Origin of the sequence: Propionicimonas sp., from assembly GCF_047606205.1 — a bacterium.
GTDB lineage: Bacteria > Actinomycetota > Actinomycetes > Propionibacteriales > Propionibacteriaceae > Propionicimonas.
The window spans coordinates 1-26,321 of record NZ_JASGES010000039.1 but is presented as its reverse complement, the minus strand read 5'-3'; the positions used below and the strand labels follow the sequence as shown (position 1 = coordinate 26,321).

Annotated in this window: 22 protein-coding genes and 3 tRNA genes; 13 read left to right on the top strand and 12 right to left on the bottom strand. The window is 70.0% G+C overall.

The genetic code is table 11. The features are described 5' to 3' along the window. Positions 1 to 16: 16 nt before the first annotated feature. Together QM633_RS02570 and QM633_RS02565 are read right to left on the bottom strand one after the other, a co-directional pair. Positions 17 to 1,279, bottom strand: a complete 1,263-nt coding sequence (locus tag QM633_RS02570; RefSeq protein WP_415152157.1) for an efflux RND transporter periplasmic adaptor subunit — start codon at positions 1,277 to 1,279, stop codon at positions 17 to 19. Between the two features lie 113 nt (positions 1,280 to 1,392). Continuing rightward, complete coding sequence (locus tag QM633_RS02565) at positions 1,393 to 1,776, bottom strand: sterol carrier family protein (RefSeq protein ID WP_415152156.1); 384 nt, start codon at positions 1,774 to 1,776, stop codon at positions 1,393 to 1,395. 24 nt (positions 1,777 to 1,800) lie between these two features. Between QM633_RS02565 and QM633_RS02560 the strand changes: the two genes are divergently transcribed. Continuing rightward, positions 1,801 to 4,764, top strand: a complete 2,964-nt coding sequence (locus QM633_RS02560; RefSeq protein ID WP_415152155.1) for a bifunctional [glutamine synthetase] adenylyltransferase/[glutamine synthetase]-adenylyl-L-tyrosine phosphorylase — start codon at positions 1,801 to 1,803, stop codon at positions 4,762 to 4,764. A 31-nt stretch (positions 4,765 to 4,795) separates the two neighbouring features. Here QM633_RS02560 and QM633_RS02555 read toward each other — a convergent pair whose 3' ends face one another. Beyond that, positions 4,796 to 5,524: an HAD family hydrolase gene (locus QM633_RS02555; protein WP_415152154.1), complete on the bottom strand. Its 729-nt coding sequence runs from the start codon at positions 5,522 to 5,524 to the stop codon at positions 4,796 to 4,798. A gap of 65 nt (positions 5,525 to 5,589) precedes the next feature. On the opposite strand from QM633_RS02555, the gene QM633_RS02550 reads away from it, so the two are divergent. The 3 genes from QM633_RS02550 (at position 5,590) to QM633_RS02540 (ending at position 8,647) form a co-directional block, all read left to right on the top strand. Beyond that, positions 5,590 to 7,023 carry an FAD-binding protein gene (locus QM633_RS02550; RefSeq protein WP_415152153.1) on the top strand — a complete coding sequence of 478 codons (1,434 nt, stop codon included), beginning with the start codon at positions 5,590 to 5,592 and terminating at the stop codon, positions 7,021 to 7,023. Positions 7,024 to 7,043: 20 nt separating this feature from the next. Next, positions 7,044 to 7,805 carry a decaprenylphospho-beta-D-erythro-pentofuranosid-2-ulose 2-reductase gene (locus QM633_RS02545; RefSeq protein ID WP_415152152.1) on the top strand — a complete coding sequence of 254 codons (762 nt, stop codon included), beginning with the start codon at positions 7,044 to 7,046 and terminating at the stop codon, positions 7,803 to 7,805. 113 nt (positions 7,806 to 7,918) lie between these two features. Further along, positions 7,919 to 8,647 carry a phosphotransferase gene (locus tag QM633_RS02540; protein ID WP_415152151.1) on the top strand — a complete coding sequence of 243 codons (729 nt, stop codon included), beginning with the start codon at positions 7,919 to 7,921 and terminating at the stop codon, positions 8,645 to 8,647. Between the two features lie 285 nt (positions 8,648 to 8,932). Here QM633_RS02540 and QM633_RS02535 read toward each other — a convergent pair whose 3' ends face one another. Beyond that, positions 8,933 to 9,325, bottom strand: a complete 393-nt coding sequence (locus tag QM633_RS02535) for a VOC family protein (RefSeq protein ID WP_415152150.1) — start codon at positions 9,323 to 9,325, stop codon at positions 8,933 to 8,935. A 170-nt stretch (positions 9,326 to 9,495) separates the two neighbouring features. On the opposite strand from QM633_RS02535, the gene QM633_RS02530 reads away from it, so the two are divergent. Both QM633_RS02530 and QM633_RS02525 read left to right on the top strand, forming a co-directional pair. Then, a complete protein-coding gene (locus QM633_RS02530; RefSeq protein WP_415152149.1) occupies positions 9,496 to 10,563 on the top strand; it encodes a LacI family DNA-binding transcriptional regulator in 1,068 nt (355 codons plus the stop codon). A gap of 32 nt (positions 10,564 to 10,595) precedes the next feature. Next, the gene (locus tag QM633_RS02525; protein WP_415152148.1) at positions 10,596 to 10,802 is read left to right on the top strand and encodes a hypothetical protein; all 207 of its coding nucleotides are present in this window, start codon (positions 10,596 to 10,598) and stop codon (positions 10,800 to 10,802) included. A gap of 103 nt (positions 10,803 to 10,905) precedes the next feature. On the opposite strand, the gene QM633_RS02520 is transcribed toward QM633_RS02525, so the two are convergent. Both QM633_RS02520 and glnA read right to left on the bottom strand, forming a co-directional pair. Continuing rightward, entirely contained in the window at positions 10,906 to 11,739 is an 834-nt protein-coding gene (locus tag QM633_RS02520; protein ID WP_415152147.1) for an MBL fold metallo-hydrolase, read from the bottom strand. Positions 11,740 to 12,064: 325 nt separating this feature from the next. Then, on the bottom strand, positions 12,065 to 13,495 hold the full coding sequence (glnA, locus tag QM633_RS02515; protein ID WP_415152146.1) for a type I glutamate--ammonia ligase: 1,431 nt from the start codon (positions 13,493 to 13,495) through the stop codon (positions 12,065 to 12,067). Positions 13,496 to 13,694: 199 nt separating this feature from the next. Between glnA and QM633_RS02510 the strand changes: the two genes are divergently transcribed. From QM633_RS02510 to QM633_RS02490, 5 genes are all read left to right on the top strand, one after another. Next, positions 13,695 to 14,132 (top strand): RDD family protein, encoded by a 438-nt coding sequence (locus tag QM633_RS02510; protein WP_415152145.1) that lies wholly within the window; start codon positions 13,695 to 13,697, stop codon positions 14,130 to 14,132. A 40-nt stretch (positions 14,133 to 14,172) separates the two neighbouring features. After that, positions 14,173 to 15,153, top strand: a complete 981-nt coding sequence (locus QM633_RS02505; protein WP_415152144.1) for an ABC transporter permease — start codon at positions 14,173 to 14,175, stop codon at positions 15,151 to 15,153. Positions 15,154 to 15,220: 67 nt separating this feature from the next. Further along, positions 15,221 to 16,141: an ABC transporter permease gene (locus QM633_RS02500; RefSeq protein WP_415152143.1), complete on the top strand. Its 921-nt coding sequence runs from the start codon at positions 15,221 to 15,223 to the stop codon at positions 16,139 to 16,141. A gap of 88 nt (positions 16,142 to 16,229) precedes the next feature. Further along, positions 16,230 to 18,353 (top strand): dipeptide ABC transporter ATP-binding protein, encoded by a 2,124-nt coding sequence (locus tag QM633_RS02495; protein WP_415152142.1) that lies wholly within the window; start codon positions 16,230 to 16,232, stop codon positions 18,351 to 18,353. A 194-nt stretch (positions 18,354 to 18,547) separates the two neighbouring features. Next, a complete protein-coding gene (locus tag QM633_RS02490; RefSeq protein WP_415152141.1) occupies positions 18,548 to 20,254 on the top strand; it encodes an ABC transporter family substrate-binding protein in 1,707 nt (568 codons plus the stop codon). A 161-nt stretch (positions 20,255 to 20,415) separates the two neighbouring features. Here the strand turns inward: QM633_RS02490 and QM633_RS02485 are convergent. Both QM633_RS02485 and QM633_RS02480 read right to left on the bottom strand, forming a co-directional pair. After that, positions 20,416 to 20,489: transfer RNA gene (locus tag QM633_RS02485), tRNA-Phe, on the bottom strand. Positions 20,490 to 20,511: 22 nt separating this feature from the next. Further along, positions 20,512 to 20,585 (bottom strand) — tRNA-Asp (locus QM633_RS02480). Between the two features lie 100 nt (positions 20,586 to 20,685). Here QM633_RS02480 and QM633_RS02475 point away from each other — a divergent pair. Next, positions 20,686 to 22,146, top strand: coding sequence for an MGDG synthase family glycosyltransferase (locus tag QM633_RS02475; RefSeq protein ID WP_415152140.1), 1,461 nt, complete (start codon positions 20,686 to 20,688; stop codon positions 22,144 to 22,146). Positions 22,147 to 22,161: 15 nt separating this feature from the next. On the opposite strand, the gene QM633_RS02470 is transcribed toward QM633_RS02475, so the two are convergent. From QM633_RS02470 to QM633_RS02460, 3 genes are all read right to left on the bottom strand, one after another. Next, on the bottom strand, positions 22,162 to 23,445 hold the full coding sequence (locus tag QM633_RS02470) for a VOC family protein (protein ID WP_415152139.1): 1,284 nt from the start codon (positions 23,443 to 23,445) through the stop codon (positions 22,162 to 22,164). 126 nt (positions 23,446 to 23,571) lie between these two features. Beyond that, positions 23,572 to 23,647 (bottom strand) — tRNA-Glu (locus tag QM633_RS02465). A 126-nt stretch (positions 23,648 to 23,773) separates the two neighbouring features. Beyond that, positions 23,774 to 25,099 carry an SH3 domain-containing protein gene (locus tag QM633_RS02460; RefSeq protein WP_415152138.1) on the bottom strand — a complete coding sequence of 442 codons (1,326 nt, stop codon included), beginning with the start codon at positions 25,097 to 25,099 and terminating at the stop codon, positions 23,774 to 23,776. 193 nt (positions 25,100 to 25,292) lie between these two features. On the opposite strand from QM633_RS02460, the gene QM633_RS02455 reads away from it, so the two are divergent. Next, complete coding sequence (locus QM633_RS02455) at positions 25,293 to 25,646, top strand: metallopeptidase family protein (RefSeq protein ID WP_415152137.1); 354 nt, start codon at positions 25,293 to 25,295, stop codon at positions 25,644 to 25,646. 81 nt (positions 25,647 to 25,727) lie between these two features. On the opposite strand, the gene QM633_RS02450 is transcribed toward QM633_RS02455, so the two are convergent. Then, positions 25,728 to 26,321, bottom strand: a 594-nt coding sequence (locus QM633_RS02450; protein WP_415152136.1) for a hypothetical protein, incomplete at its 5' end; no start/stop codon positions are given.

Below are 26,321 nucleotides of genomic sequence, written 5' to 3'. Positions count from 1 at the left end.
AGCATGCTCATCCCGGTCACCGACCGCCCGTGCCGCCACCGGGCGGGGCGCCGCCGCCACCGGTGAGTCCGCCGCCGCCGAAGCCACCGCCGAGACCGCCACCGGTGAAGCCGCCCTGGTTGCTGCTGGACGAGGTCGAGGTCGACGTCGGTGCGGTGAAGGAGATGCGCACGGTGTCGCCCTCGCTCACCCCGCTGGTGACCTCGGTGTAGCTTCCGAAGACCTTGCCGACCTTGACCTCGACCGTGCTGGTCGTGGTGCCGTCGACCTTGGTCACGACGGTGTTGCCGTCCTCGGTCTTGATGGCGGCGGTCGGGACGGTGAGCACGTCGTCGTAACTGCCGGTGGTGATCACCGCGGTCGCGGTGGTGCCGGAGAACAGGTCGGTGTGCGTGCCGCTGAGGCTGATCACCACCGGGAAGGTGGCGGTGCCGTCGTCGCTGGTGGAGGTGGCGACGATGCCGACGGAGGTCACCGTGCCGGTGAGCTCGTCGGTGGTGGCATCGGTGGTGACGGACACCTTCTGGCCGGCCTTCACGCTGGCCAGGTCGGACGCGCCGATGGTGCCTTCGACCTTCCATCGGGAGGTGGCGATGATCGTGACCTGCGCCGAGCTGGAACTGCTGGACGATGTCGAACTGGAACTCGAGCTGCTCGAGCTGGAGGACGAGCTGGAGCCGGCGCTCACGGTGTCGCCGACGGTGAGGTCGACGCTCGCGACGGTGCCGGCGATGGTGGCCCGGAGCACGGCGTCGGACAGGTCGTCCTCGGCGCTGGTGACCGCGGCCGCCGCAGAGGTGACCTGCGCCTTCGCCGACGTGATCGCCGCGCTGCTGCCGTCGTTGTCCTCGACCTCGGTGAGATTGGCCTTCGCGCTGGTCAGGTTGGCCTCGGCCAGGTCGAGCGCGTTCTGCAGGCTGGTGTCGTCGATCCGGGCCAGCTTCTGGCCCTTCTTCACCGTGTCACCGGCCTTCACGTACACCTTGGTCACGGTGCCGGCGACGCTGAAGTTGACGTCGGACTGCTTGCTGGGGCTCAGCGTCCCGTCCAGGCTCACGGTCAGCGTCTGGTCGGCCTTCGTGACGGTGACGTCCTGGCTGAAGGACCGTGCGGTGTTGCTGTGCGACTGCCGCAGCAACAGGAACGTCCCCACCCCGACTCCGCCGAGCACGACCACGGCCGCCACGCCGACGGCCAGCCACTTCTTCCACGTCATGCGGCGCCGCTTCTTGGGCGCATCCGGCGGGTCCGCCGGGAAACCGGCTTCATCGGTTGTCATAGGTTGTGAATCTCCTCTGGGCGCTTTACCACGATGACGACGCTATGAGGCCGACCTGTGGGCGTTCCTGTGCCAACCTGTGGTTCAGCTGTGCGGGTCTCGGGCCCGGCGGATCAGCGCAGTTCGGGCAGCGGCCACAGCTCGGTCAGGTCGCTGTGGATCCCGGACGCGCGCACCTGGTGGGTCGACACCGCCTCGGCCCAGGCCAGGCTCCCCGAGGCGAGCAGCAGGAGCGTGATCGCGTCGGTCTGGACGACGTTGGGCGGGGTGCCGCGGGTGTGCCGCCCCCGCTCGCCGATGCCGAGCTGGACCGCCGCGAACGGCGGCACCCGCAGTTCGACCGACCCGCCGGGGAAACGCGCACCGAGCAGCCCGCAGACCGTCCGGGACGCGGCGGCGAGAGTGGCCCGGGGGAGTTCAGCCGAAGGCTCGCCGCCGAGGGCGCGGACGGCATGGCGAAGCTCGTCGACCTGGGCCTGCGTCGGGGTTCTCGCCACGCTCCAGACGCTAGCATCGCCCTCGTGAGCCGCATCGAGAGCCCGTCCGCGCGACTCGCCCGGCTCGGTTTCGCCGACGCCGTGGCCGCCGCGGCGATGGTCGAGGCCTGGGAGCAGCACGGCACGCGGGAGCAGATCGAGCTGGCCCTGGCGGAGCTGCCGGGCACTGCCGACCCCGACCTCGCCCTGGCCGGCTTCAACCGCCTCGTCGCGGCCCGTCCGGCCCTGTTCGCCGAGTTGGGGGCGGACGCGGCGTTCGCGCGCCGGCTGATCGCGGTCCTCGGGGCGAGCGTCGCGCTGAACCAGCACCTGGGCACCCACGCCGACGATGTGACCGCCGTGATGGGCAGCGTGGAGCGGCGCCCGCCCGAGGCGCTGCGCGCCGAGCTGCTCCTCGCCGTCGGCGCGGACCCGGCCAGCCCTGTCCCGGTCGCGGAGAGATCCCGCTCGGACGATCTGCGTCGCGCCTACCGCAGGGCGCTGCTGAGGATCGCGGCCAGGGACCTCACCGCCCCGGATCCGCTGCTGGCGCTGCAGGACATCGCCGGCGAGCTCGCCGATCTGGCCGACGGCACGGTGGAGGCGGCCCTGGCCCTCGCCAGGGGAGAGGTGCCCGGCTGGGAGAAGTGCCGGATCGGGATCGTCGCCCTGGGCAAGACCGGCGCGCGGGAGCTCAACTACGTCAGCGACGTGGACGTGCTCTATCTCGCCGAGCCCGCGCTCGACGAGGCCGGCGAGCCGGTCTGCGACTCGGGGACGGCGGTCGCCGTGGCCACCCGGCTCGCCAGCGCGCTGACCCGGGTCTGCTCCGCGCACACCGGTGCGGGCACGATCTGGCAGATCGACGCGGCATTGCGTCCGGAGGGGAAGGCGGGCCCGCTGGTCCGGACGCTGGCCTCGCATCGCGCGTACTACGAGAAGTGGGCCAAGAACTGGGAGTTCCAGGCGATGCTGAAGGCGCGGCCGATGGCCGGCGACCTCGCCCTGGCCGGTGCTTTCGTCGACATGGTGTGGCCGATGGTCTGGCGGGTCGCCGACAACGACCAGTTCGTCGGCGAGGTGCAGGCGATGCGCCGGCGGGTGATCTCGCTGCTGCCCGCGCGCGAGGCCAACACCGAGATCAAGCTCGGGGCGGGCGGGCTGCGGGACGTGGAGTTCAGCGTCCAGCTGCTCCAGCTCGTCCACGGACGATCCGACGAACGGCTGCGGCTGCGCGGCACCTTCGACGCCCTGTCCGCGCTCGTCGACCACGGCTACGTCGGAAGAGCGGACGGGTACGACCTCGCCACCGCCTATCAGTTGCAGCGGCTCCTCGAGCACCGGATCCAGCTCTACCGGCTGCGCCGCACCCACCTGATGCCCGACGACGAGGCCAACCAGCGCTGGCTGGCCCGGGCGATCGGCCTGCCCGAGCCGAAGGAGCTGATGCACCTGTGGCGCTCGACCGCGCGCCGCGTCCTCACCCTGCACCAGCGGCTGTTCTACTCCCCGCTGCTGGAGACGGTCGCGCGGATCCCCTCCTCCCAGGTGGGGCTGACGCCGGAAGCCGCGCAGGTGCGCCTGCGGGCGCTCGGCTACGGGGACCCGAAGGCGGCGCTGCGGCACATCGAGGCGCTCAGCCACGGCATGACCCGGCAGGCGGAGATCCAGCGGCAGCTGCTGCCTGCGATGCTCACCTGGTTCGCTGCGGGCCCCAACCCCGACCACGGCCTGCTGGCCTTCCGCCAGGTGTCGGAGGAGCTCGGTACGACACCGTGGTACCTGCGCGCGCTCCGCGACGGCGACGTGATGGCCGAGCACCTGGCCAGGATCCTCGCCTCGTCGCGCTACGCGGTGGACCTGCTGATGCGTGCGCCGCAGAACGCCGCCCTGCTCGGCGATCCCGAGGGCCTGCGCCCGCGGCCGGGTGCGGAGATCCTCGCCGAGATGCTCACCGCGTCCCGCCGACACGAGTCGCCGGACGGCGCGATCGGTGCTGTCCGCGCGACCAGGCGCAGGGAGCTGTTGCGGCTGGCGATGGCCGACCTGCTGGGCGACCTCGACGTCCCCACCCTGGGCAGAGCCCTGAGCGAGCTGGCCGGCGCCACGATCGACGCCGCGCTCGAGGTCGCGGCGCGTGGTGTCCGGGTGCCGCCGATCGCCGTGATCGCCATGGGCCGGTGGGGAGGGTGCGAGCTGTCCTACGCCTCCGACGCGGATGCGATGTTCGTGGTGGCCGACAGCGAGGATCCGGACGCGACGTCTGCGGCGACGACGGTGGTGAGCCGGCTGCGCGCGTTGCTGGCCAAGCCGGGCCCGGACCCCGCGCTCGAGGTCGACATCGACCTGCGGCCCGAGGGCAAGGGCGGCGCGATGGTGCGCAGCCTGGCCTCCTACCGCGCCTACTACCAGCGGTGGTCGTCGACGTGGGAGGCGCAGGCGCTGCTGCGGGCGTCCGCGGGCGCCGGCGACTGGGAGCTGGGCGCGACGCTGCTGGCCGACATCGACCGCGTCCGCTACCCCAAGGGCGGCCTCAGCCACGCGCAGGTGCAGGAGATCCGAAAGCTGAAGGCGCGGATGGAGGCGGAGCGGCTGCCGCGGGCCGCCGACCCGGGACGCCATGTGAAGCTCGGCCCTGGCGGGCTGACCGACGTGGAGTGGGTGGTGCAGCTGCTGCAGCTCCACCACGCCGGCGGCGACAGCCGGCTGCGCACCACCGGCACCCTGGAGGCGCTGGACGCGACGGTGCTCGCCGGTCTCCTCGACGACGCGGACGCCGAGGCGTTGCGTGCGGCGTGGTTGCTGGCCAGCCGGATCCGCAACGCGATCATGCTGCTCCGCGGCCGCGCGACCGACAGCCTGCCGACCGACGTGCGCGAGCTCTCCGCCGTCGCCCAGATCCTCGGTTACGCCAAGGGCGACTCCTCGCAGTTCACCGAGGACTTCCGCCGCGGCGCCCGCCTCGCCCGGCAGGTGATGGATCGCGTCTTCTGGGACAGCGCCGACTAGCGGCGATCCGGGACTCCGACGGCGGCGCCGCTCAGGGAAGCAGCTCGGCCAGATCGGCGACCACGAGGTCGGCACCCTCGGCGAGCAGGCTGTGCTGCCCGACGCCGCGTTCGACGCCGACGACGAGGCCGAAGCCGCCGGCGCGCCCGGCCTGCACCCCGGAGATGGCGTCCTCGAACACGACCGCCCGCTCCCGCGGCACGCCGAGGGCCCCGGCTGCCCGCAGGTAGGTGTCCGGCGCCGGCTTGCCCGCGATCGACTCCGCCCTGGCCAGCAGCCCGTCCACGACCACCTCGAACCGGTCGCGGAGGCCGGCGGCCGCCAGCACGTCCCTGGCATTGGCCGAGGACGAGACCACCGCGACGGCGACCCCGTGGCCGGCGAGGTAGTCGAGCAACTGCACCGAGCCGGGGTAGGGCCGCACCCCCTCACTGGCCAGCACGGCAGCGAACGCCTCGTTCTTGCGGTTGCCGAGACCACACACCGTGTCCGCCTCCGGCGGGTCGGTGGCCTCACCCGGCGGCAGGTCGATTCCGCGCGAGGCGAGGAGATCGCGCACCCCGTCGTAGCGGGGCTTGCCGTCGACGAAGGCGAAGTAGTCGGCGTCGGTGTAGGGCCTCCGGTCGCCGCGGGTGGGCAGGAAGTCGTTGAACATCCGCGACCACGCCCGCATGTGCACCTCAGCGGTCGGCGTCAGGACGCCGTCGAGGTCGAACAGGGCGGCGTCGCAGACGCGCATCAGGGTCGAGTTCGCGCTCATTGCAGCAGATGGTAACGCCGGCCGCCGGCCGCGGGACGGGTGGCCGCAGAGTAGGCTGAACGTCGATGAGCGCCACCCAGACTCCGGACCTGCCCACCGCCACCGCCAGCCTCTCCGGCTGGGGTCGCACGGCCCCCACCACCGCGCAGGTGCTGTCCACCTCTGACCCGGAGGTGATCGCGTCCGCAGTCGCAGCTGTCGCCGACCACAACGCCGACTCCCCGTCCCACCTCACGCGCGGCATCGTCGCCCGCGGCCTGGGTCGCTCGTACGGCGACGTCGCCCAGAACGCCGGCGGGATCGTCGTCGACATGACGGCGCTGGCCACGATCCACTCGATCGACCCGACCTCGGCGACGGTCGACGTCGACGCGGGCGTGAGCCTTGACGACCTGATGCGCGCCGCGCTGCCGTACGGGCTGTGGATCCCGGTGCTGCCCGGCACCCGGCAGGTCACGATCGGCGGTGCCATCGGCTGCGACGTGCACGGCAAGAACCACCACAGCGCAGGCTCCTTCGGCAACCACGTCGCGTCCCTGCAGTTGCTGGTCGCCGACGGGCGCGTCCTCAGCCTCACCCCGGAGGGCTCGCCCGACGACCCGGACGCGAGCATCTTCTGGGCCACCGTCGGCGGTGTCGGCCTGACCGGCATCATCCTGCGGGTGGTGCTCAACATGACCCGCACCGAGACGGCCTACTTCATCGCCGACGGCGTGGTCACGAAGACCCTGCAGGAGACGATCGCCGTTCATTCCGACGGCTCGGAGTCGCGCTACGACTACTCCAGTGCCTGGTTCGACGCGATCAGCCCGGCCCCGAAACTGGGCCGCGCCGCCCTGTCCCGCGGTTCGCTCGCCACGCTCGACCAGCTTCGCCAGATCTCGCCGAAGCTCGCTGCCGACCCGCTCGCCTTCAACGCCAAGCCACTGTTCGAGCTGCCGGACGTGTTCCCGAACGGGCTGGCCAACAAGTACACCTTCACCCTGCTCGGCAACCTCTGGTACGCCAAGAGCGGCACCTACACCGGAAAGATCCAGAGCCTCACCGGCTTCTACCATCCGCTGGACATGTTCGGGGAGTGGAACCGCGCGTACGGGTCGCACGGGTTCCTGCAGTACCAGTTCGTGGTGCCGCCCGCTGCCGTGGACGAGTTCACGAAGATCATCGCCGACATCCAGGCCTCCGGGCACTACTCGTTCCTGAACGTGTTCAAGCTGTTCGGGCCGGGAAACCGCGCGCCGCTGAGCTACCCGATGGCCGGCTGGAACGTCTGCGTGGACTTCCCGATCAAGGCCGGACTCCACGAGTTCCTGCACGGCCTGGACGCGCGGATCCTCTCCTTCGGCGGGCGGCTGTACACGGCGAAGGACTCCCGCACGACGGCCGAGACCTTCCACGCGATGTACCCGCGGATCGAGGAATGGATCGCCACCCGGCGCCGGATCGACCCGCACGGGGTGTTCGTGTCCGATCTCGGCCGCCGCCTCGAGCTCGTCTGAACACCCACGAGGAGAATCAAGTGATCGACGCCACCGGCAATCCCCAGACCGTGCTGCTGCTCGGCGGCACGTCCGAGATCGGCCTGGCCATCGTGAAGGAGTATCTGGCCAAGCAGCCGCTACGGGTCGTGCTGGGCGTCCAGCCCGGGGACGAACGCCGGGACGCCACGATCGCCGACCTCAGGGCCGCCGGCGCCACCGACGTGGACGTGCTCGAGTTCGACGCGACGGCCTTCGACACCCACGCCGGTGTGATCGAGGCGGCCTGGGCGATCGCCGACGTGGACGTCGCCATCGTCGCCTTCGGCCTGCTCGGCGACGCCGAGGAGCTGTGGCAGGACCAGGCGAAGGCCGTCCAGATCGCCGAGGTGAACTACACCGGCGCGGTCAGCGTCGGCGTCCTGCTGGGCCAGCGGATGAAGGCGCAGGGCTACGGCCAGATCATCGCGATGTCGACGGTCGCCGGCGAGCTCGTCCGCCGCTCGAACTTCGTCTACGGCTCGACGAAGGCGGGACTGGACGGGTTCTACCGGTTGCTGGGCGAGGCGCTCGCGCCGTTCGGGCCGAAGGTGCTGGTGGTGCGTCCCGGCCAGGTGCGGACACGGATGTCGGCCCACGTGAAGGAGGCCCCGCTCACCGTCGATCCCGACCAGCTCGCCACCCAGGTCGTCGACGCCGCTCGCAACGGCAGGACCCTGATCTGGGTGCCGGCGCCCTTCCAGTTCGTGATGTGGGTGCTGAAGCACGTCCCTGCGCCGCTGTTCCGCCTGCTCCCGATCTGAACCCTGCGGATGGACCGCGGGGACGGTTCCCTTTCCGGTCCACTGGCCCCGAACCGGCGATGGATGGACCGCGGGGACGGTTCCCTTTCCGGTCCACCGTCCCCGAACCGGCGATGACCGACAACCCCAACACCCGTCTGGACGGCGTCGCCGTCCCGGACGTCGTGCGCGCCCTCGCCGCCGGCCGCCCGGTCTCGCCGGTATGGCGCAACGAGCTCGGCGGTGTCACGTTCAGCATCGGCGACGGCGCGGAGTACGTGAAGTACGGACCCCCGCACGCGGAGTTCGATCCGCTGACGGAGTCCGAGCGGCTGGCGTGGGTTGGTGCGTTCGTCACGGTCCCGCGTCCGCTCGGGCACGGTGCGGACGCGGCGGGCAACCTCTGGTTCCGCACCGAGGGCATCCCGGCGACCTCCGCCGTCCTCGGGGGGTGGCGGTCGCACCCCGAACGGGTGGTGCCCGAACTGGGTCGCGCGCTGCGCCGTTTTCACGACACGGTGCCGGTGGACGCCTGCCGCTGGGGCTGGTCGATCACCGGCCGGCTGGCGTACCGCGGGCTGCGCGCCGGTGCGCTCGGGCCCTGGCCCGACCTCGATCCGGTGGTGTGCCACGGCGACGCCTGCAACCCCAACTTCCTGCTGGATACGGACGGGCGCTGCGTCGGCTACGTCGACCTGGGCCGGCTCGGCGTCGGCGACCGCTGGGCCGACCTGGCGCCTGCCCTGCTCAGCCTCGGCTGGAACTTCGGGGCGGGCTGGGAGCCAGCGTTCCTGGCCGGCTACGGCATCGGCCCCGATCCGGTCAGGCAGGACTTCTACACCCGCCTGTGGAACGCCGAGTAGCCGCTGAACGGGAAAGGAACCGTCCCCCGAACGAGATCGGGGACGGACCATCGAACGGGAAAGGAACCGTCCCCCGAACGGGATCGGGGACGGACCATCGAACGGGAAAGGAACCGTCCCCCGAACGAGATCGGGGACGGACCGCTGAACGGGAAAGGAACCGTCCCCCGAACGACGAACGAGATCGGGGACAGACCATCGAACGGGAAAGGAACCGTCCCCCGAACGAGATCGGGGACGGTTCCTTTCCCGTTCGCAGGTCTGTCCCCTTTGCCGTTCAGCGGGTCAGGCGGTCAGTTCGGCGTCAGAACGCAGGATGCAGAACTCGTTGCCCTCCGGATCGGCCAGGACGACCCAGCCGCTGCCCGGGCCGTGGATACCGCGGTGATCGGCGATGAAGGTGGCGCCGAGGCCGAGCACGCGCTCGACTTCCTCGTCGCGGGTGCGGTCGGTCGGACGCAGGTCGAAGTGCAGCCGGTTCTTCACCGACTTCGGCTCGGGGACCTTGATGAACAACACCCCCTGGCCGCCGCCGGCCGGCAGGAGCAGGCACTCCTCGTGGTCGGGCTCGTTCGGGTCGGCGGGATCCGCGTGGTAGTCGATCACCTGCTCCCACCACAGCGAGAGCTGGTACGGCTCCGAGCAGTCGATCGTGGTGTGCGAGATCCGGCTGGTCATGCCCGATCCTCCCATGCCCTGCGGAGCCGGGCCAGAAGGACGCCGGTCCGGCCGACGGGCCGGCCGATCGGCGCGGCACCGGTTCTTTAACGATACAGACGCTCGACTCCTTGATAACTTTAACGATAAAGATCACCATGGAGGCAACACATCGCAGGAAGGAGGTGGGCATGGTCAAGGTGACCCAGCAGGACATCGCCACGGTGATGGGGGTGTCGGTGATGACGGTGTCGAACGCCTTCAACCACCCGGACCAACTCTCCGCCGACCTCCGGCGGCGGGTGCTCGAGCGGGCGGCCAAGATGGGGTACACCGGCCCCGACGCGGTCGCGCGGCAGCTGCGCTCCGGCCGCACGAACACCTTCGCCGTGGTCTTCGAGGAGCGGCTGTCCTACGCCTTCTCCGATCCCTTCTCCGTCGCATGGCTGACGGCCTTCAGCGAGGTGATGGAACGTCGGCGGGCAGGGATCATGCTCCTCAGCGTTCCCGCCCGCGACGCGGAGGCCCTCGCGGCCGTCCAGGACGCGGCGATCGACGGCATCGCAGGGCTCTGCGGTGACCAGCCGGCAATGGCCCGGGCGCGGGAGCGGGGACTCCCGACGGTCTACTGCACGATGGGCCAGCCCGTCGGGGCGGCACCCCTGGCCGGAGACTACGTCGCCATCGACGACTACGCCGCTGCGCTCGAGGCGGGCCGGTACATCGCGCGGCTCGGCCACACCAGGGTCAGCCTGCTGATCGAAACCGCGCATCCGGGCCAGCCCGCGCTCACCGAGCACCAGCCGGCGGAGCTCAGCCGCCTGGTGGACGACTACGCCGGAGTCGGCTACTTCGACACCTTCCACCGGATCCGTGGGGTCATCGACGGTCTCGGCGACGCGACGGTGTCCGTGGTGGTCACCGGCGTCAACTCCCGTGCCTCGGGCCGTGAAGCGGGGGCACTCGTCCTGGACCGCCTGAACCGGCCGACCGCGGTGGTGGCCGTCAGCGACGTGCTCGCGCTGGGGTTCATGGACTCCTGCCGCCAGCGTGGCGTGCAGCCCGGTCGGGACGTCTCCGTGGTGGGTTTCGACGACCTGCCCGAGTCGGCGGCCGCCGGCCTGACCACGATCCGCCAGCCGATCCGCGAGAAGGGCCGGCTCGCCGCAGAACTCCTGCTCGATCCGGAACGCAGCGAACGCCGGATCATCCTGCCCCACGAGTTGGTCGTGCGGAGCAGCACCACTCCCGTGGCCTGATCGCGGCCACAACCCTGAGAAGAGGAACACTCATGTCCGGATACCTGAGCCTTGCCCCGATCATCGAGCGCACGGCCCGCGACAACGCCCTGGCCGGGCCGGCCCTGCCGGAGGCCGGGGTTCCGACGCCCCGCACGCGTTCGGTGGCCGCCCGCGTGCTCCGACGGACGGCAGAGATCCAGCTCCGTCTCGCCGCTCGGCTCGAACGCACCCCCGCGCGGCACCTGGCCACGACCTGACCGGGCGGGACGGTTCCTGACCCGAGAGAAGCCGAACCGGCGGCGAACCCGTCCCCCCGCCCGCGCCCGGAATGGTTCCTGAGCGGGAACGGGGGAGCCCGCCTCACAGCCGGATGACGGTCCCATCGGGCAGCGCCTCCGCGCCGCACCGGGCCAGGTCGGCCCGCAGCGCGGCGAGCGGAGGATTGTCGTGAGCGAGGTGGACGGCGACCACACGGGTCGTCGCGTCCACCACCCCCTGTGACCGCAGCCGCTCGACCGTGGCGGCGAACGTCTTCAGGTGGAGGTGGTGATCTCCCTTCTCGGTGCGGTCACCGAAGGTCTCCTCGAGCAGCACAAGGTCCGCCCGACGGCCCTCAAGGAGTGCCCAGGCCGCCTCGGGCAGGAGTCCGGTGTCGCTCGCGTACAGCAGTGTGGACGCGCCGTCGTCGATCAGGTAGCACAGCGCCTCGCCGAAGGCTTCGTGGTTGGCCGGAAGTGCTGTCACGCGATAGCCGGCGACCTCGAACTCCTGGCCCGCGGCGACCGTGGTGAAGGTGACCGCGGCCTGCTCCGGGTCGAGCCATGGACGCGACGACTCGATCACCGGCGCGGGTCCGACGACGTCGAGCGGAGCCTGGCTCACCCAGGACCGGTGCAGCAGGACGGCGGGGTCGAGGTGGTCGTCGTGCGCGTGTCCGGCGAGGATCGCCGCCAGCCCGACCAGGTCGCGGCCCAGCCTCGCGACCTGCCGCGGCGCCTCCGGGCCCGGGTCGACCAGCAGCCGTCCGTCGACCAGCACCGATGTCGGCGTCCGGAGTTCGCCCCGCCGGCGGTAGTCCGTGCAGGTCGCGCACCGGCAGAACAGGTTGGGGATCCCGTCGGCGGCGCCGGTGCCCAGCAGCAGCACCTCCATCAGACGGCGTCCCTGGTCGGCATGCCCCAAGGCTATGGCCATCCCGGACGCGTCGGCGCCACCCGTGCCCGGACGGCCCACGGCCCCGCCGAGGGATCGACGGGGCCGTGACACATGAAGGGGAAATCAGGTTGGCTCTCGTCATCTGCCTCCAGGAGTTCGGTGGTTCGTTCGTGACCACTACTCAACTCCCGCGGGCTGTGCTGACCTCAGGCCGTTCCTGTGGGTTCGGTGAGGACGGCCGTCGCGGCCGAGGCACGGGTGAGGCGGCCCTGACGGCGTACCGCCGACTCCCCGGAAGAGGCCAGTGGCCCGGGGCGGAACCCCGGGCCACTGGTCGCGGACAGCGCACGCGATCGCGGAACGATCACATGTCGTAGTACATCTCGAACTCGTGCGGGTGCGGACGGAGCCGGATCGCGTCGATGTCCGAGCGCTTCATGTCTACCCAGGTCTCGATCAGGTCCGGGGTGAACACGTCGCCGGCGAGCAGGAAGTCGTGGTCGGCCTCCAGCGCGTCCAGCACCGCGCCGAGCGAGTCGGGAACGGTGGCGACCTGTGCGTGCTCCTCAGGAGGCAGCTCGTAGAGGTCCTTGTCGACCGGAGCCGGCGGCTCGATCTTGTTCTGGATGCCGTCGAGGCCGGCCAGCAGCATGGCGGGGAACGCCAGGAACGGGTTGGACGACGGGTCGGGGCAGCGGAACTCGAGGCGCTTGGCCTTCGGGTTGGAGCCCGTGATCGGGATCCGGATGGACGCCGAGCGGTTGCGGCTGCTGTAGACGAGGTTGACCGGGGCCTCGAAGCCGGGGACCAGGCGGTGGTAGCTGTTCACCGTCGGGTTGGTGAAGGCCAGCACGGCCGGGGCGTGCTTGAGCAGGCCGCCGATGTACCAGCGGGCCAGGTCGGACAGGTTCGCGTAGCCGGCCTCGTCGTAGAACAGCGGCTCGCCGCCCTTCCAGATCGACTGGTGCACGTGCATACCCGAGCCGTTGTCGCCGAAGATCGGCTTCGGCATGAAGGTGGCGGTCTTGCCCGCGGCCCACGCCGTGTTCTTGACGATGTACTTGTACTTCATCAGGTTGTCGGCCGCGGTCAGCATGGTGTCGAACTTGGTCGCGATCTCGCCCTGGCCGGCGGTGCCCACCTCGTGGTGCGCCCGCTCGATGGTCAGGCCGACGTCGATCAGGTTGCGCACCATGTCGTCGCGCAGGTCGGCGAAGTGGTCGACCGGCGGGACGGGGAAGTAGCCGCCCTTGTACTTCACCTTGTAGCCGCGGTTGCCGCGCCCGTCGGTGTCGGACTCGGCACCGGTGTTCCAGGCGCCGGCCTCGGAGTCGATGTAGTAGAAGCTGGCGTTCGACTTCGTCTCGAAGCGGACCGAGTCGAAGACGTAGAACTCGGCCTCCGGGCCCATGAACGCGGTGTCGCCGATACCGGTGGAGGCGAGGTAGTTCTCGGCCTTGCGCGCGATGTTGCGCGGGTCGCGGCTGTAGGGCTCCTTGGTCAGCGGGTCGTGCACGAAGAAGCTCACCGCCAGGGTCTTCGACCGGCGGAAGGGGTCCACGAACGCGGTGGACGGGTCGGGCATGAGGGTCATGTCGGACTCGTGGATCTTCTGGAACCCGCGGATCGAGGAGCCGTCGAAGGACAGGCCGTCCTCGAACACCTCGGGACCGAAGAACTGGGCGGGCACGGTGAAGTGCTGCATCACGCCCGGGAGATCGCAGAACCGGACGTCGACGGTCTCGACGCCTTCGTCCTTGATGTAGGCCAACAGGTCGTCGGCGCCTTGGAACATTGGGTCCTCCACACGTAAGGGAATCGAACGAAGCACACGCTAGGCACCAGCCGTAACCATGGAGTTGCGTCCATGTTTCAGCGGCGTAACGCGCTGAGCAGGGTGCTGTCACGGGCTACGTCCGGTGTCGTGGCACGAGCATGCCAGCGGCGCGCCCGAGCCCGGGATCCGTCCACCGCTCGTCCCCTAAGCTCGGTTCGTGGCGAGTGCGCAGACCGAGGAGTACCCGGGCTCGAGCATCGGCCTGCCCGAGGCCGGGGCGGGGTCGCTGGCGTCCTGGTTCTCCCGGATCGCGGCCCTCATCCTGGACTGGGGGGTGTGCATGGTCGTGGCGGTGTTCCTGTTCGGGACGGGCGTCCTCACCGGTGGCGGCTGGCGGGCCTGGATGGTGCTGACGGTCTTCTTCGTCGAGAGCGCCGTGCTGGGGGCCCTCGCCGGCGGCAGTTTCGGACAGCTGATCGCCGGCATCGGCATCGCCCGGCTGGACGGGGAGCGCCTCGGCTGGCTGCGCGCGCTGGCCCGTGCGGCGATGATCTGCCTGGTCCTGCCGACCGTGGTGATCGGGGCGGAACGCAGGGCGCTCAACGACCTGGTCCTGGGCACAGTGGTGGTCAATCGCAGGGCGAGGTCGCGCTGAGGCGTTTGGGGAAGTCCGGTCCCTGCGCTACGTTCCCTGCATGGTTCGCTACATCGGGAAGCGGCTGCTGAACTACGTCGTGCTGCTGTACGTCGCAGTGTCGCTCACCTTCCTGCTGGCTGCCACCCAGCTGAACCCGAAGGCCCTGTGGGCCGTTCGCCAGCCGCCGGTGGACCCAGCAATCGTCGAGGCGCAGTTGCGTCAGTACAACCTCAGCGACCAGGTGCCGCTGCTGGAGCGCTACTGGGTCTGGCTGAGCGGGGTGCTGCGCGGCGACTGGGGATACTCGCCGACGGGCGTGAACGTCGCCGAGCAGATCAGTACCCGCATGTGGGTGAGCCTGCGCCTGCTGCTGATCGGCACGATCGCCGGCATCGTGATCGGCGTCGCCGCCGGGGCGTGGACGGCCACGCGCCAGTACAAGGTGAGCGACCGGACGGTCACCGCGCTGTCGCTGCTGATCATCTCCACGCCCGCGTTCGTGATCGGTCACGTCACCCAGATCAGCGCGACCTGGTTCAACAACGTCACGGGGACGCGGATCTTCGAGTTCATCGGGGAGACCGGGACGGTCGGCGACTACCCGGGCGCCGACCTCGTCGACAGGTTGCAGCACCTGTTCCTGCCCACGCTGGTGCTGATCGTGATCGGGGCCGCCTCGATGAGCCGGATCCAGCGCAACCTGATGCTCGACTCGCTGGGTGCCGACTACGTCCGCACGGCCCGCGCGAAGGGCCTGCCCCAGCGCAGGGCGGTGATGAAGCACGCCTTGCGCACGGCCCTCATCCCGACCGGCACCTACGTCGCGTTCAGCGTCGCCACGATGTTCGTGGGCGCCACCTACACCGAGCGCATCTTCAACTTCCCCGGCATCGGCCAGTACGGCGTGGACACCATCACCAACCGGGACGTGAACGGCGTGGTCGCGGTGACGGCGTTCGCCGGCGTCTGCGTCCTCGCCGGCGCGGTGCTCTCCGACATCATGGTCGCGATCCTCGACCCCCGAGTGAGGCTGGCATGAAGAAAGTCGACAGCGTTCTTCGCTTCCCCCGCCGCGCTTCCCGGGCCAGCTCCGCGAGGACGCCGCGATGAGCGCCGCCACCGACCCCGTCGTGATCGAGATCGCGGCAGCGAAGCCGGCCAGGCGGCTGTCCCGCGGCCAACTGGTCTTCCGTCGCTTCCTGCGCAACAAGGCGGCCGTGATCGGGGCGTTCGGGATCCTCTTCCTGGTCTTCCTCGCGGTCTTCGGCTCTTTCTTCCTGTACTGGAAGTTCGACGACATCGACACCAACGCGTTCCTCAACCCGCCCGACTCCGCGCACATCCTCGGCACCACCCAGGCCGGACGCGACGTCCTCGCGCTGACCGTGCGGGGGCTCGGCAAGTCGCTGCTGATCGGCTTCCTGGTCGCGATCCTGTCCACGTCGATCGCCGCGCTGGTCGGTGCGTCCGCCGCCTACCTCGGCGGCTGGTACGAGAAGGCCGCGCTGTGGGTGATCGACCTGCTGCTGGTCGTGCCGAGCTTCTTCCTGATCGCCGTCGCGTCGCGGGGCGCACCGTCGGGGGACGCGGCCTGGATGCTGCTGGTCGTGCTGCTGGCCGCCTTCGCGTGGCCGCTGTCGGCGCGGGTCGTCCGCTCGCTCACCTTGTCGATCAAGGAGCGCGAGTACGTGCTGGCCGCGAAGTTCATGGGTCTGTCGGCCTTCCGGATCATCGTGCGGCACATCCTGCCGAACGCGTCCTCGCTGCTGATCATCGACGCCACCCTCAACGTCGGCTACGCGATCCTGTCCGAGACCGGGCTGTCGTACTTCGGGTTCGGCGTCCAGGCGCCCGACACGTCGCTCGGCACCCTGATCGGCGAGGGTGCGCGGATGGCGACCACCTACCCGTGGGTGTTCCTCGGGCCGGCGTTCCTGCTGGTCTTCCTGGTCATGTGCGTGAACGCTGTCGGTGACGGCCTGCGCGACGCCCTCGACCCCAGCTCGGCGTCCGGAGGCCAGGCATGACCCGCCCGATCACGTTCTTCTCCTCCGCTGCGCGCCCGCGAACAAGGTCGCGGGGAGCCCGCGGTGAGCACCCCACGGAGGCACTGCAGTGAGCATCACCACCCAGGTGAAGGACCGCCGCACCAAGGCCGGCGACACCGTCCTCAGCGTGCGGGACCTGCACGTCACCTTTCCCAGCGAGGCGGGCCCGGTCCGGGCCGTCCGCGGACTGAGCTTCGACCTCGCTGCCGGCGAGACCATGGCGATCGTGGGCGAGTCCGGCTCGGGCAAGTCGGTGACCTCGCTGGCCGTGATGGGCCTGCACCCGCCGACCACCCGCATCACCGGCTCGATCACGCTGCACGGCGAGGAGCTGCTCGGCCAGAGCGACGACGCACTCAGCAAGATCCGCGGACGCGACATCGCCATGGTCTTCCAGGACCCGCTGTCGGCGCTCACGCCGGTGTACACGGTGGGCGACCAGATCGTCGAGGCGATCCAGGCCCACTACGACCTGTCCAGGGCCAAGGCGTGGGAGCGGGCGATCGAACTGCTCGACCTGGTCGGGATCCCGAACCCCAGGGTCCGGGTGAAGTCGTTCCCGTTCGAGTTCTCCGGCGGCATGCGGCAGCGCGTGATGATCGCGATGGCGATCGCCAACGACCCCGACGTGATCATCGCCGACGAGCCGACCACCGCGCTGGACGTCACGATCCAGGCGCAGGTGCTGGAGGTGCTGAAGACCGCCCAGCGGGAGACCGGTGCGGCCATCATCATGATCACCCACGACCTGGGGATCGTCGCCGGCACCGCCGAGCGGGTGGTGGTGATGTACGCGGGGCGTCCGGTCGAGCAGGGCGGCGTCGACGACATCTTCTACGCCCCGCGGATGCCGTACACGATCGGTCTGCTGGGCACGGTGCCGCGTCTGGACCAGACGGCGAGCGGCGCCCTGCCGGTGCTGGAGGGGAACCCGCCCTCGGTGGTGGACCTGCCGCCGGGTTGCCCGTTCGTGCCGCGGTGCCCGATGGCGGTGGCGAAGTGCTCGCAGGTCGAGCCCGAGCTGGAGCCGACCGACTCGATGGACCACCTGGCGGCCTGCCACCGGCTCGACGAGCTGGAGGGCGCGAGCCACGACATGCTGTACCCCGCGCCGGAGCTGACCACCTCGGAGCTGGCCGGCACCCCGCGCGAGGAACGCGACGTCGTGCTGCAACTCGCCGGGCTGAAGCGGCACTACCCGCTGATGAAGGGTGCGATCTACCGGCGTCGGATCGGCACGGTGCACGCGGTGGACGGGATCGACCTCGACATCCGCTCGGGCGAGACGCTCGGGCTGGTGGGGGAGTCAGGGTGCGGCAAGACCACCACGCTGCTGGAGATCCTCAACATGGGCACGCCCACCGCCGGGACGGTGAACGTGCTCGGTAACGACACCTCCACGCTGAACCGGCGGTCGCGCAAGCAGTTGCGCCGCAACCTGCAGGTGGTGTTCCAGGACCCGATGGCCTCGCTCGACCCGCGGATGCCGATCTTCGACATCATCGCCGAGCCGATGGGCGTGTTCGGCTACCCCAGGGCCGAGATCGAGACCCGCGTCCACGACCTGCTGCGGCTGGTCGGCCTGGAGCCGGCCCACGCCGACCGGTACCCGCAGCACTTCTCCGGGGGGCAGCGGCAGCGGATCGGCATCGCCAGGGCCCTGTCGCTGGAGCCGAAGGTGATGGTCCTCGACGAGCCGGTGTCGGCGCTGGACGTGTCGATCCAGGCCGGAGTGATCAATCTGCTCGAGGACCTGCAGGGCAAGCTGGGCCTGTCGTACCTGTTCGTCGCGCACGACCTGGCCGTGATCCGGCACATCGCGAACCGGGTGGCGGTGATGTACCTCGGTTCGATCGTCGAGATCGGCCAGGTCGACGAGGTGTACACCAACCCCGTCCATCCCTACACGCAGGCGTTGTTGTCGGCGATCCCGATTCCCGACCCGCAGACCGAGCGGACGCGCCAGCGCATCGTGTTGTCCGGCGACCTGCCCAGCCCCGCCGACCCGCCGTCGGGGTGCAAGTTCCGGACCCGCTGCTTCCGCTACGCCGCGCTGGGCGAGGCTGACCGCGTCCGCTGCCGCGAGGTGGTCCCGCTGCTGGCTGCGCACGGGGCCGACCACGACGCGGCGTGCCACTTCCCCGCGGAGGTACCGGGCGAGAAGGAACTCGTCGCCCCGCTCCGGTCCTGATCCCGCCCCGACAACACCGCCCCGGGGCGGCCTCTCGCGGTTTCGTTAGCAGGTCGTTACACGGCTCATTGTGGGTGACGGCGCACCAAAGGGTATGGTCAGGAGCTATCCGTATGGCCTTGGCCCCCGCCGCCACCATGTCGTGGGCCCGCCATCACGCACATGGAGGAAATGTGAAGGCTTCAAGAATCCTGATGCCCATCCTCGCCGGAGGCCTGGCCCTGACCATGGCCGCCTGCGGTGGGCCGTCGCAGACCGCGACGCCGGGCTCGACCGCAGGGACGGCGGCGACCCCCGCCGCAAGCGGGTGGGACATCAACGAGACACCGCGTGACCAGCTTGCCGAGGGTGGTGAGTTCATTGGCTCGATGAGCAGCCAGATCACCACCTGGAACCAGTTCAACGTGACCGGCAACGACGCGGAACTGCAGTTCCTGGAGGCGCCGATCCGGCCGACCTACTACGACTACCAGGGTGACGGCACCCCGGTGATCAACCCGGACTACCTCACCGCGGCGAACGAGACCGTCACCGACGGCCACCTGGTGATCACGCTGGACCTGAACCCGAAGGCCACCTGGAACGACGGCACCGTGATCAGCGCCGACGACTGGGTCGCCACCTGGAAGGCGCAGAACGGCTCCAACAAGGACTTCGCCGCCGCGTCGACCGACGGCTGGAACCAGGTCACCTCGGTGGCTGCCGGCACGGGCCCCCAGCAGGTCGTGATCACGTTCAAGTCCACCTATCCCGACTGGATCGCGATCGTGGGCGACGGTCCGCTGCGCGCCGAGAGCGTCGCGACCCCGAAGCTGTTCAACGACGGCTGGCCCGAGTACAAGGATGCCTGGTTCTCCGGTCCGTTCAGGGTGACCAACTGGGACAAGACCAGCGGCACGGTGACGATGGAGCCGAATCCGAAGTGGTGGGGCAACAAGCCGCTGCTGACCAAGCTGACCTGGAAGAACATCACCGCGGACGCGCTGGCCTCCGCCTTCGCGAACAAGGAGCTGGACTACTACGACATCGGCGCGGACGCTGACGGCTACGCGCAGGCGAAGAACGCTCCCGATTCGGTGGTGCGGGTTGCGGCCGGGCCAAACTTCCGGCACTTCACCTTCAACTCCAAGTCGCCGATCCTCTCCGACCAGAGCGTTCGTCAGGCGATCGTGATGGGCATCGACCGGACCGTCATCGCGCAGTCCGACCTCGCCGGCCTGCCGGGCGACAAGGTGCCGCTGAACAACAACCTGTACGTGTCGAACCAGCCCGGCTACGTCGACCAGGCCAAGGCCACCGGCATCGACTACAACCCGGACAAGGCCAAGTCGACGCTCGACGCGGCCGGCTGGACGATGAACGACTCGACCGGCTACCGGGAGAAGGACGGCAAGGAACTCGATCTGACCTTCGCCGTTCTGGGCGGCGTGGCCGCCTCGGAGAACGAGGCGCTGCAGGCCCAGAAGAGCCTGAAGGAGATCGGCGTCAACCTGAAGCTGAAGACGGTCGACACCAACAAGGACTGGCCGGGCGTGCTCACCAAGCACGACTTCGACATCATCGCGTTCTCGTGGATCGGCACGCCGTACCCGCTGCGCAACATCGGCCAGATCTACGGTGGCACCGGCACCGGTGACAGCTTCAAGCCGAACGAGGCGAACTACGCCCAGCTCGACATCCCGAAGGTGAACGAGCTGATCCCGCAGATCGACACCGAGATGGACGCGACCAAGCGCGCCGAGCTCGGCAACCAGGCCGCGCAGGCGATCTGGGAGGCCGTGCACACCCTTCCGCTGTACCAGCGCCCGATGCTGATCGGCGTCCGGGACAAGCTGGCCAACATCGGAGCCATGGGCATGGCCCGGACCCCGAAGTGGGAGAACGTCGGCTTCACGAAGTGAGCTGATCAGGGCAGCACGGAGGGGTCGGGCCGAAACGCCCGGCCCCTCTTGCCGTCCGCTGTGGACGGACACGCCGGGCTTCGCGGGGGACGGCGGCAGGGGAGCAGGCGGCATTCGCCGAAAGAGAAAATGCGATGGAATCGGATTCCATCGCGCGCGTGTGGCCAGGGCCGGGATCGAACCGGCGACCTTTCACTTTTCAGGCGAACGCTACTACCATCTGAGCTACCTGGCCGAGAAAGCGTTTGCGCTTCCAGCGACCCCGACGGGACTCGAACCCGCGACCTCCGCCGTGACAGGGCGGCGCGCTAACCAACTGCGCTACGGGGCCTCGTGGGCCTCGCCGACCGGTGTTCCCCGGCCAGCCCGGAAACTATAACGTACCCCGTCGCGCGGGGGAAAATCGGTGCCGAGTGGATACCCTTTGCGACATGGGACGCCGGGTGATGATCCTCGCCGCCGGGGTGGGTTCGGGCCACAACATGGCTGCGAGCGCGGTGCAGGCGGGGCTGGACGGGCTCGCGCCCGACGACGAGGTGCGCCGGCTGGACATCCTCGAGACGACGAACGAACTGTTCAACCGGCTCTACGACGACGCCTACTTCCAGCTGGTGGCGCAGGTGCCGTGGCTGGTCGGGTGGGGCTACGACAACGCCGATCCGCCGTTCAAGCTGGCCGCGTCCCCCCTGAAGTGGCTGGAGCAGCTCAACACCGTCACGTTCGTCCGCGAACTGCGCGACTACAACCCCGACGTGGTGATCTGCACGCACTTCCTGCCCGCGCGGCTGGTGTCGCTGATGATCGCGCGCAAGCAACTGCGGGCGACGCTGACCGTGGTCACGACCGACTACGACTTCCAGGGATTGTGGCTCACCTCGCCGTTCCACCACTTCTTCGCCGCCCGCGAGGAGACCGGTCGGTACCTGGCGAGCATCGGAATCCCGGAGGACCGGGTGAGCGCGCCCGGCATCCCGGTCCGCAGCGGCCTGGCCGATCCGGTGGATGAGGCGGCGGTCCGCGCGGAGTTCGGGCTGCGCCCCGGTGTGCCGGTCGTGCTGATCTCCGCCGGCGCGGCGGGCGGGTCGTACACGACACAGGTGGTGCGCCAGGCGTTGCGGATGTCCCACCCCTTCCAGGCCGTGATCGTGTGCGGCCGCAACGCGGAGCTGAAGGCCGAGATCGAGCTGCTGGTGGCCGCGGCGGGGCGCGAGGACGACATCGTCGTGCTCGGGTTCACCGACCGGATGGCCGACCTGATGCGGGTCTCGAGCCTGTTCGTCGGCAAGCCGGGCGGGCTGTCGTCCTCGGAGTGCATGGCGGCGGGCCTGCCGATGGTGCTCGTGAACCCGATCCCGGGCCAGGAGGTGCGCAACGCCGACTACCTGCTGGAGTCCGGCGCCGCCGTCCGCTGCAACTATGCGACCACCGTGGGGTACAAGATCGACCAGCTGCTGGCCGACTCCTCGCGGCTGCAGCGGATGGCCGCTGCGGCGCGCCAGGTGGGTCGCCCGGACGCCGGCCATCGTGTCGCGACGACCTCGCTGGCGTGCGGGCCGGAGCCGCTGTGGATCAGCAGGGACGCCCAGCGCTCGATGATGCAGTCGGTGGAGGACGGGGTGGCGGCCCTGGACGCGGAGGGCGACCGGCGGCTGCGCACGCTGCGTGCCCCCGAGACGGGGGAGTCGGTGGCGCTGGTCACCGAGGCCGAACTGGAGGTGCTCGGCGTCCGTGAGTGGTCGCGCTCGGTGCAGCTGGTGGGGACGCGACTGAACGCGCTGCGCTGGCAGCCGGAGAACTTCGACCTGGCCTCGACCGGGCGCTGGCTGCTCGACCACCGCGACGAGCGGACCCTGGACGTCCTTGCGCCGGGGGAGCGGCTGTTGACGCCCTGAACGGCGTTCCGGGGCTCAGGCCCGCCCGGCCCGCTCCGCCCTGCCGACGGTGACGGCGATGTCGAGTTCGTTGCCCTCGGGGTCGGCCAGCGTCCACCAGTCCGGCGCCTCGGCGTCGAAGACGATCCGGCCACCGGCCGCGACCGCCGCGGCCACCCGGGCGTCCGCCTGGTCGGCGGGCACGAAGAGGTCGACGTGCAGGCGGTTGCGCTGTTCCCGGGGTTCGTCCAGCTGCTGGAAGAACACCGGTGGGTTCAGCCTGCGCGGGTCGTAGAGGTCGTGCAGGCCGGGCCGCGGGTCGGCGACGTAGCCCAGTGCCGCCCGCCAGAACGCCTCGACCGCTGCGATGTCGAGGGCGTCGATGCCGACCTGGAGGTCGCGCACACCGGTCGGGTCGGCGACCAGGCCGAGGTCGCGGGCGGCCGACTGGACGGCGCCGGCCAGCTCCACGAACCCTTCGGCCTCGTGCTGGTCCTTGCCGCCGTCCACGGTCACGCCGGGGTAGCGCAGGTCGATCATCAGGGGCAGCCCCGCCTCGTCGGCGGCGGCCGCGACCGCCTCCACCAGGTCCACGCCCTGTCCGAACGAGCCGGTCGGGTAGTGCACGGCCGCGGTCAGCATCGTCCGCCAGTCGCCGGCGGCCGGGTCGCCGAAGGTCCCGTTCTCCGCGGCCAGCGGGAACACGTCGGCCTCGTTGCCCTCTGCGTCCGCGATGGTGCGCCACCACGCGTTCTCGTAGCTGATCCGGCCGCCGGCGGCCTTCAGGGCGGCGGTGGTGTCGGCAACCAGCTCCCATGGCGTGCCCGCGTCGATGTGGATCCGGTTGCGCAGTGGGCGGGGCCCGTCCATCTCCTGGAACCAGAGGCGCGGCTGGCGGCCGAGCGGGTCGGCCAGCCGGTCGTCCGCGACGCGGTCGTAGCGGAGCGCGGTCTGCCAGAACGGCACCAGGGTCGCGGCGTCGATGGCGTCGACGGCGAGCTGCATGCGCTGCACGGCCGACGGGTCCGCGGGCAGGCCGAGGTCGGCGGCGGCGTTCGAGACCTGCCGGGCGAGCGCGACGTCGCGCTCGGTGAGCTGGTTCACGTCGTGGCTGAACAGCCGCAGGTGGACGCCGGTGGAGCGCAGGTCGACGTCAGGGTGGTGTCCGGCGGTCTCGGCGAGGTCGGCCACCCGCCGGACGAACCGGGCGCCCGCGAGGTGTGAGCCGGTCTCGAACCACGTGTCCGCCCCCGCGTTCAGGGCCCTCCAGTCGCCGGTGCCGCCGGCCTGCTCGAACTGCCGGGGAGTCAGGATCGCCATGACTCATGGTGCCACCGCAGCCCCGACGACTCCACCACTCGGCGTCCCCGCCGGCAGGCGGAAGGGGCGAAGCGTCGGCCGGCAGGTGACGGCGAGGGTTTCCGGGTGGGAGGAAGGCCGCCGCATTGGCATCCCCAACGGGATTCGAACCCGCGCTGCCGCCTTGAAAGGGCGGTGTCCTAGGCCGCTAGACGATGGGGACCTGACGCGCCACTATACGGCCACCGCGCTGGGCCGCTCAAAACGCCGGGGCGGGCCCGGCGAACGACGAACGGCCCCCGCCGGTGGCATGGCGAGGGCCGTTCGCCCGGGGGGTCGGAGGGGGACGTCAACTGGGTTCGAACGACACGTGCACGTGGTTCATGTGGTTCTCGGTGTCACTGCCGCGATCCTCCATGGCCTTCCAGGATCCGCGGCTGAGGGTGTAGCTGCGCTGGCGCCACAGGATGTAGGTGACGTGCAGGCGCTTTCCGTTGTCGATGAAGTACTGGGCGATCGAGTCCCCGAGGGCCTTGTTGGACTTGTAGCTGGGGATCATGATGTCGATCGCGCGGCCGTTGGGGTGGTCGGAGGAGTATGCGCTGGAGGCGCGCCACCCGTAGATGGTGGTGATCTTCGGGAAGTTGGCGCGCACCTCGAGGACGGCGGCTTTGCCGTACGGCTCGAGCTTGTTGAGGCTGCTGGAACCGAGGTCGGTCACCGGCTTCGTAGCGCTGAGGGATGCGGTGGACACCCAGGCGAGAGCGCCGTTCCAGATCATCTGGGAGTAGGTGCTCTTGGTGGTGCCGGTGATGGCGATCTTCATTCCGGAGGTGAGGGTGGCGAGTGTGGTGGCGCTCGCGCTGGCCGTGGCCAGCACGGCGAGCGTGGCGGGCGTCACGTAGCGCAGCCCGGCGGCGGTGGGGAGGATGTCGTCGTCGTCGGTGCCGTCGACGGCGGCGAGGTAGCCGGTGATCACCCAGCCGACCTTCCCGGAGGTCACCACCTGGGTGTAGCTGCCGCTGTGGGTGCCGGTGCTCGCGACGGTGGTGCCGACCGGGAGCGTGGCCTGGTTGGTGGCAGCCAGGGAGGCGGAGGAGCGCAGCGCCATTTTCAGGGTGGTGGTGTAGGTGGCGACCGTCGCCGGCGTCGTGTCGGTGGCGGTGGACAGGAACTGGGAGTGGATCCAGCCGGTGGCGCCGTTGACGGTGACCTGGGCGAAGACACCCGAGGAGTAGCCGGTCACGGTGATGGCGGTGCCCGCGTCCAGGATCGCCGTGATGTCGGCGTCCAGGCTGGCGGTGGCGCGGACGTTGACGTTGGTGAGGGCGCTCCTGCGTCCGGCCGGCCCGGTGAGGACGAGGCTGGCGGCGGTCTTGTCCGCGTCCAGGTACTCGGCCCAGGCGTAGGCGGTGGTGTTGTTGTACGTGATCGGCAGCCAGTCGCCGGAGACCTTGCCCGCGGCGACGACCGACTGCCCCTTCTGGAGCTGGAAGAGGATGGTCTTGGTGGTGCTCGCGCCGGTGCGGACGTTCACGGAGGTGTTGGCGGTGTAGGTCGTGGCGGTGGTCGCCGCGTCGGTCGGTGTGGCGGCGACGAGGCCGGTGGTGAGCAGGGACGCGGTCAGCACGACCCACGCCAGGGTGGCGCGAGTGGCGACCAGCGCTCTCTTCACGGGTCCGTGGCCCCTTTCCGATGTCGTGTCTCGTCCGGGCGGTGGACGGGCCTTCCCCGTGACCCTCGTCACACCCGCCCCAGCCGCCTCAGGCGAAACAGGACTGTATTGATGCGTGCCGTCTTTCGGGAGGGGATGCTGAATAACTACATGGGTGTGATTCCCGTGTTGAGGGTGTGGCTAGGGTGGGAGCATGGCGCTGCAGGTCACCCAGGAGCGGTTCGATGAATTGGTCGACGAGGCGCTGTCGGAGATCCCCGACCAGCTGTTCGACCTGGTCGAGAACTGTGCGCTGATCGTGGCGGAGGAGCCCGAGCCGGAGATGGGCGACGTCCTCGGCTTCTATGACGGAACTCCCTTGTCAGAGCGAACTTCGCAGTACTCGGGAGTGCTGCCCGACCGGATCCTGATCTTCCGCGGACCGTTGCTGCGACTGGTCTCCAGCGAGGCGGAGCTGGTCGAGGAAGTGCGGATCACGGTGTGGCACGAGATCGCTCACTTCTTCGGCATCGACGACGACGAGTTGGACCACCTCGGCTACGCGTGACACCTGAGAAAACACCTAGAGCCCCACTTGAGACCTGAGCCCCGCAACGGTCTCTGAGGGACGAGCGTCAGCGGGTCGCCGTCACTTCACCACCAGCGCGTCCAGCTCGCCGACGGCCAGCGACCGGTTCCCGGTGAAGCTCGCCGGGAACGAGCCGGACAACCCCAATGCACTCCAGGAGATCCGCCAGGAGGTGGTCGAGGTGACGGTGTACCGCCCGTGGGGCAGCGACGAGGTCTGGTACGTGTAGCCGCACACGGGTGAGGAGGCGCCCGGACTCACGCCGCGGGACCAGGCCCGGGTGCTGGTGCAGGTCACGCTCTGGCCGTCGCCCATGCTGAAGCGGGACGAGGTCCACTGTGCGCGGAGGGTGAAGGTTACCCCGTAGGCACGGACCCGGTCGACGACGGACGTCGGGCCGGTGTTCCACAGCCACAACGGGTATCCCACAGCCGCCATCTTCCACTCGTTCGTGGACGGGTCGGGCCCCACCTGAGGTGCCGGACTCGGAATCCGGATGCGGGTGAGCAGCGTGCGCGCGATCGCGTCGAGGTCGATGATCATCTTCGCCGGTTCCGCCGTGCCCTTCTCCGGCGCGATCCACTCGCACGGACGCCCGGCCTCCTTCGCCTCCCGGCACATGACCACGTAGGCCGTCTTGCGTTGCTTCGCGGT

What these genes read in the sequence shown, in the direction of transcription:
- glnA (WP_415152146.1), bottom strand. Translation starts at nt 13,495, where the DNA reads ATGTTCCAAGGCGCCGACGACCTGTTGGCCTACATCAAGGACGAAGGC.
- QM633_RS02530 (WP_415152149.1), top strand. Translation starts at nt 9,496, where the DNA reads ATGGTCAAGGTGACCCAGCAGGACATCGCCACGGTGATGGGGGTGTCG.
- QM633_RS02505 (WP_415152144.1), top strand. Translation starts at nt 14,173, where the DNA reads ATGGTTCGCTACATCGGGAAGCGGCTGCTGAACTACGTCGTGCTGCTG.
- QM633_RS02540 (WP_415152151.1), top strand. Translation starts at nt 7,919, where the DNA reads ATGACCGACAACCCCAACACCCGTCTGGACGGCGTCGCCGTCCCGGAC.
- QM633_RS02525 (WP_415152148.1), top strand. Translation starts at nt 10,596, where the DNA reads ATGTCCGGATACCTGAGCCTTGCCCCGATCATCGAGCGCACGGCCCGC.
- QM633_RS02490 (WP_415152141.1), top strand. Translation starts at nt 18,548, where the DNA reads ATGCCCATCCTCGCCGGAGGCCTGGCCCTGACCATGGCCGCCTGCGGT.
- QM633_RS02475 (WP_415152140.1), top strand. Translation starts at nt 20,686, where the DNA reads ATGGGACGCCGGGTGATGATCCTCGCCGCCGGGGTGGGTTCGGGCCAC.
- QM633_RS02555 (WP_415152154.1), bottom strand. Translation starts at nt 5,524, where the DNA reads ATGAGCGCGAACTCGACCCTGATGCGCGTCTGCGACGCCGCCCTGTTC.
- QM633_RS02535 (WP_415152150.1), bottom strand. Translation starts at nt 9,325, where the DNA reads ATGACCAGCCGGATCTCGCACACCACGATCGACTGCTCGGAGCCGTAC.
- QM633_RS02520 (WP_415152147.1), bottom strand. Translation starts at nt 11,739, where the DNA reads ATGGCCATAGCCTTGGGGCATGCCGACCAGGGACGCCGTCTGATGGAG.
- QM633_RS02550 (WP_415152153.1), top strand. Translation starts at nt 5,590, where the DNA reads ATGAGCGCCACCCAGACTCCGGACCTGCCCACCGCCACCGCCAGCCTC.
- QM633_RS02470 (WP_415152139.1), bottom strand. Translation starts at nt 23,445, where the DNA reads ATGGCGATCCTGACTCCCCGGCAGTTCGAGCAGGCCGGCGGCACCGGC.
- QM633_RS02500 (WP_415152143.1), top strand. Translation starts at nt 15,221, where the DNA reads ATGAGCGCCGCCACCGACCCCGTCGTGATCGAGATCGCGGCAGCGAAG.
- QM633_RS02455 (WP_415152137.1), top strand. Translation starts at nt 25,293, where the DNA reads ATGGCGCTGCAGGTCACCCAGGAGCGGTTCGATGAATTGGTCGACGAG.
- QM633_RS02570 (WP_415152157.1), bottom strand. Translation starts at nt 1,279, where the DNA reads ATGACAACCGATGAAGCCGGTTTCCCGGCGGACCCGCCGGATGCGCCC.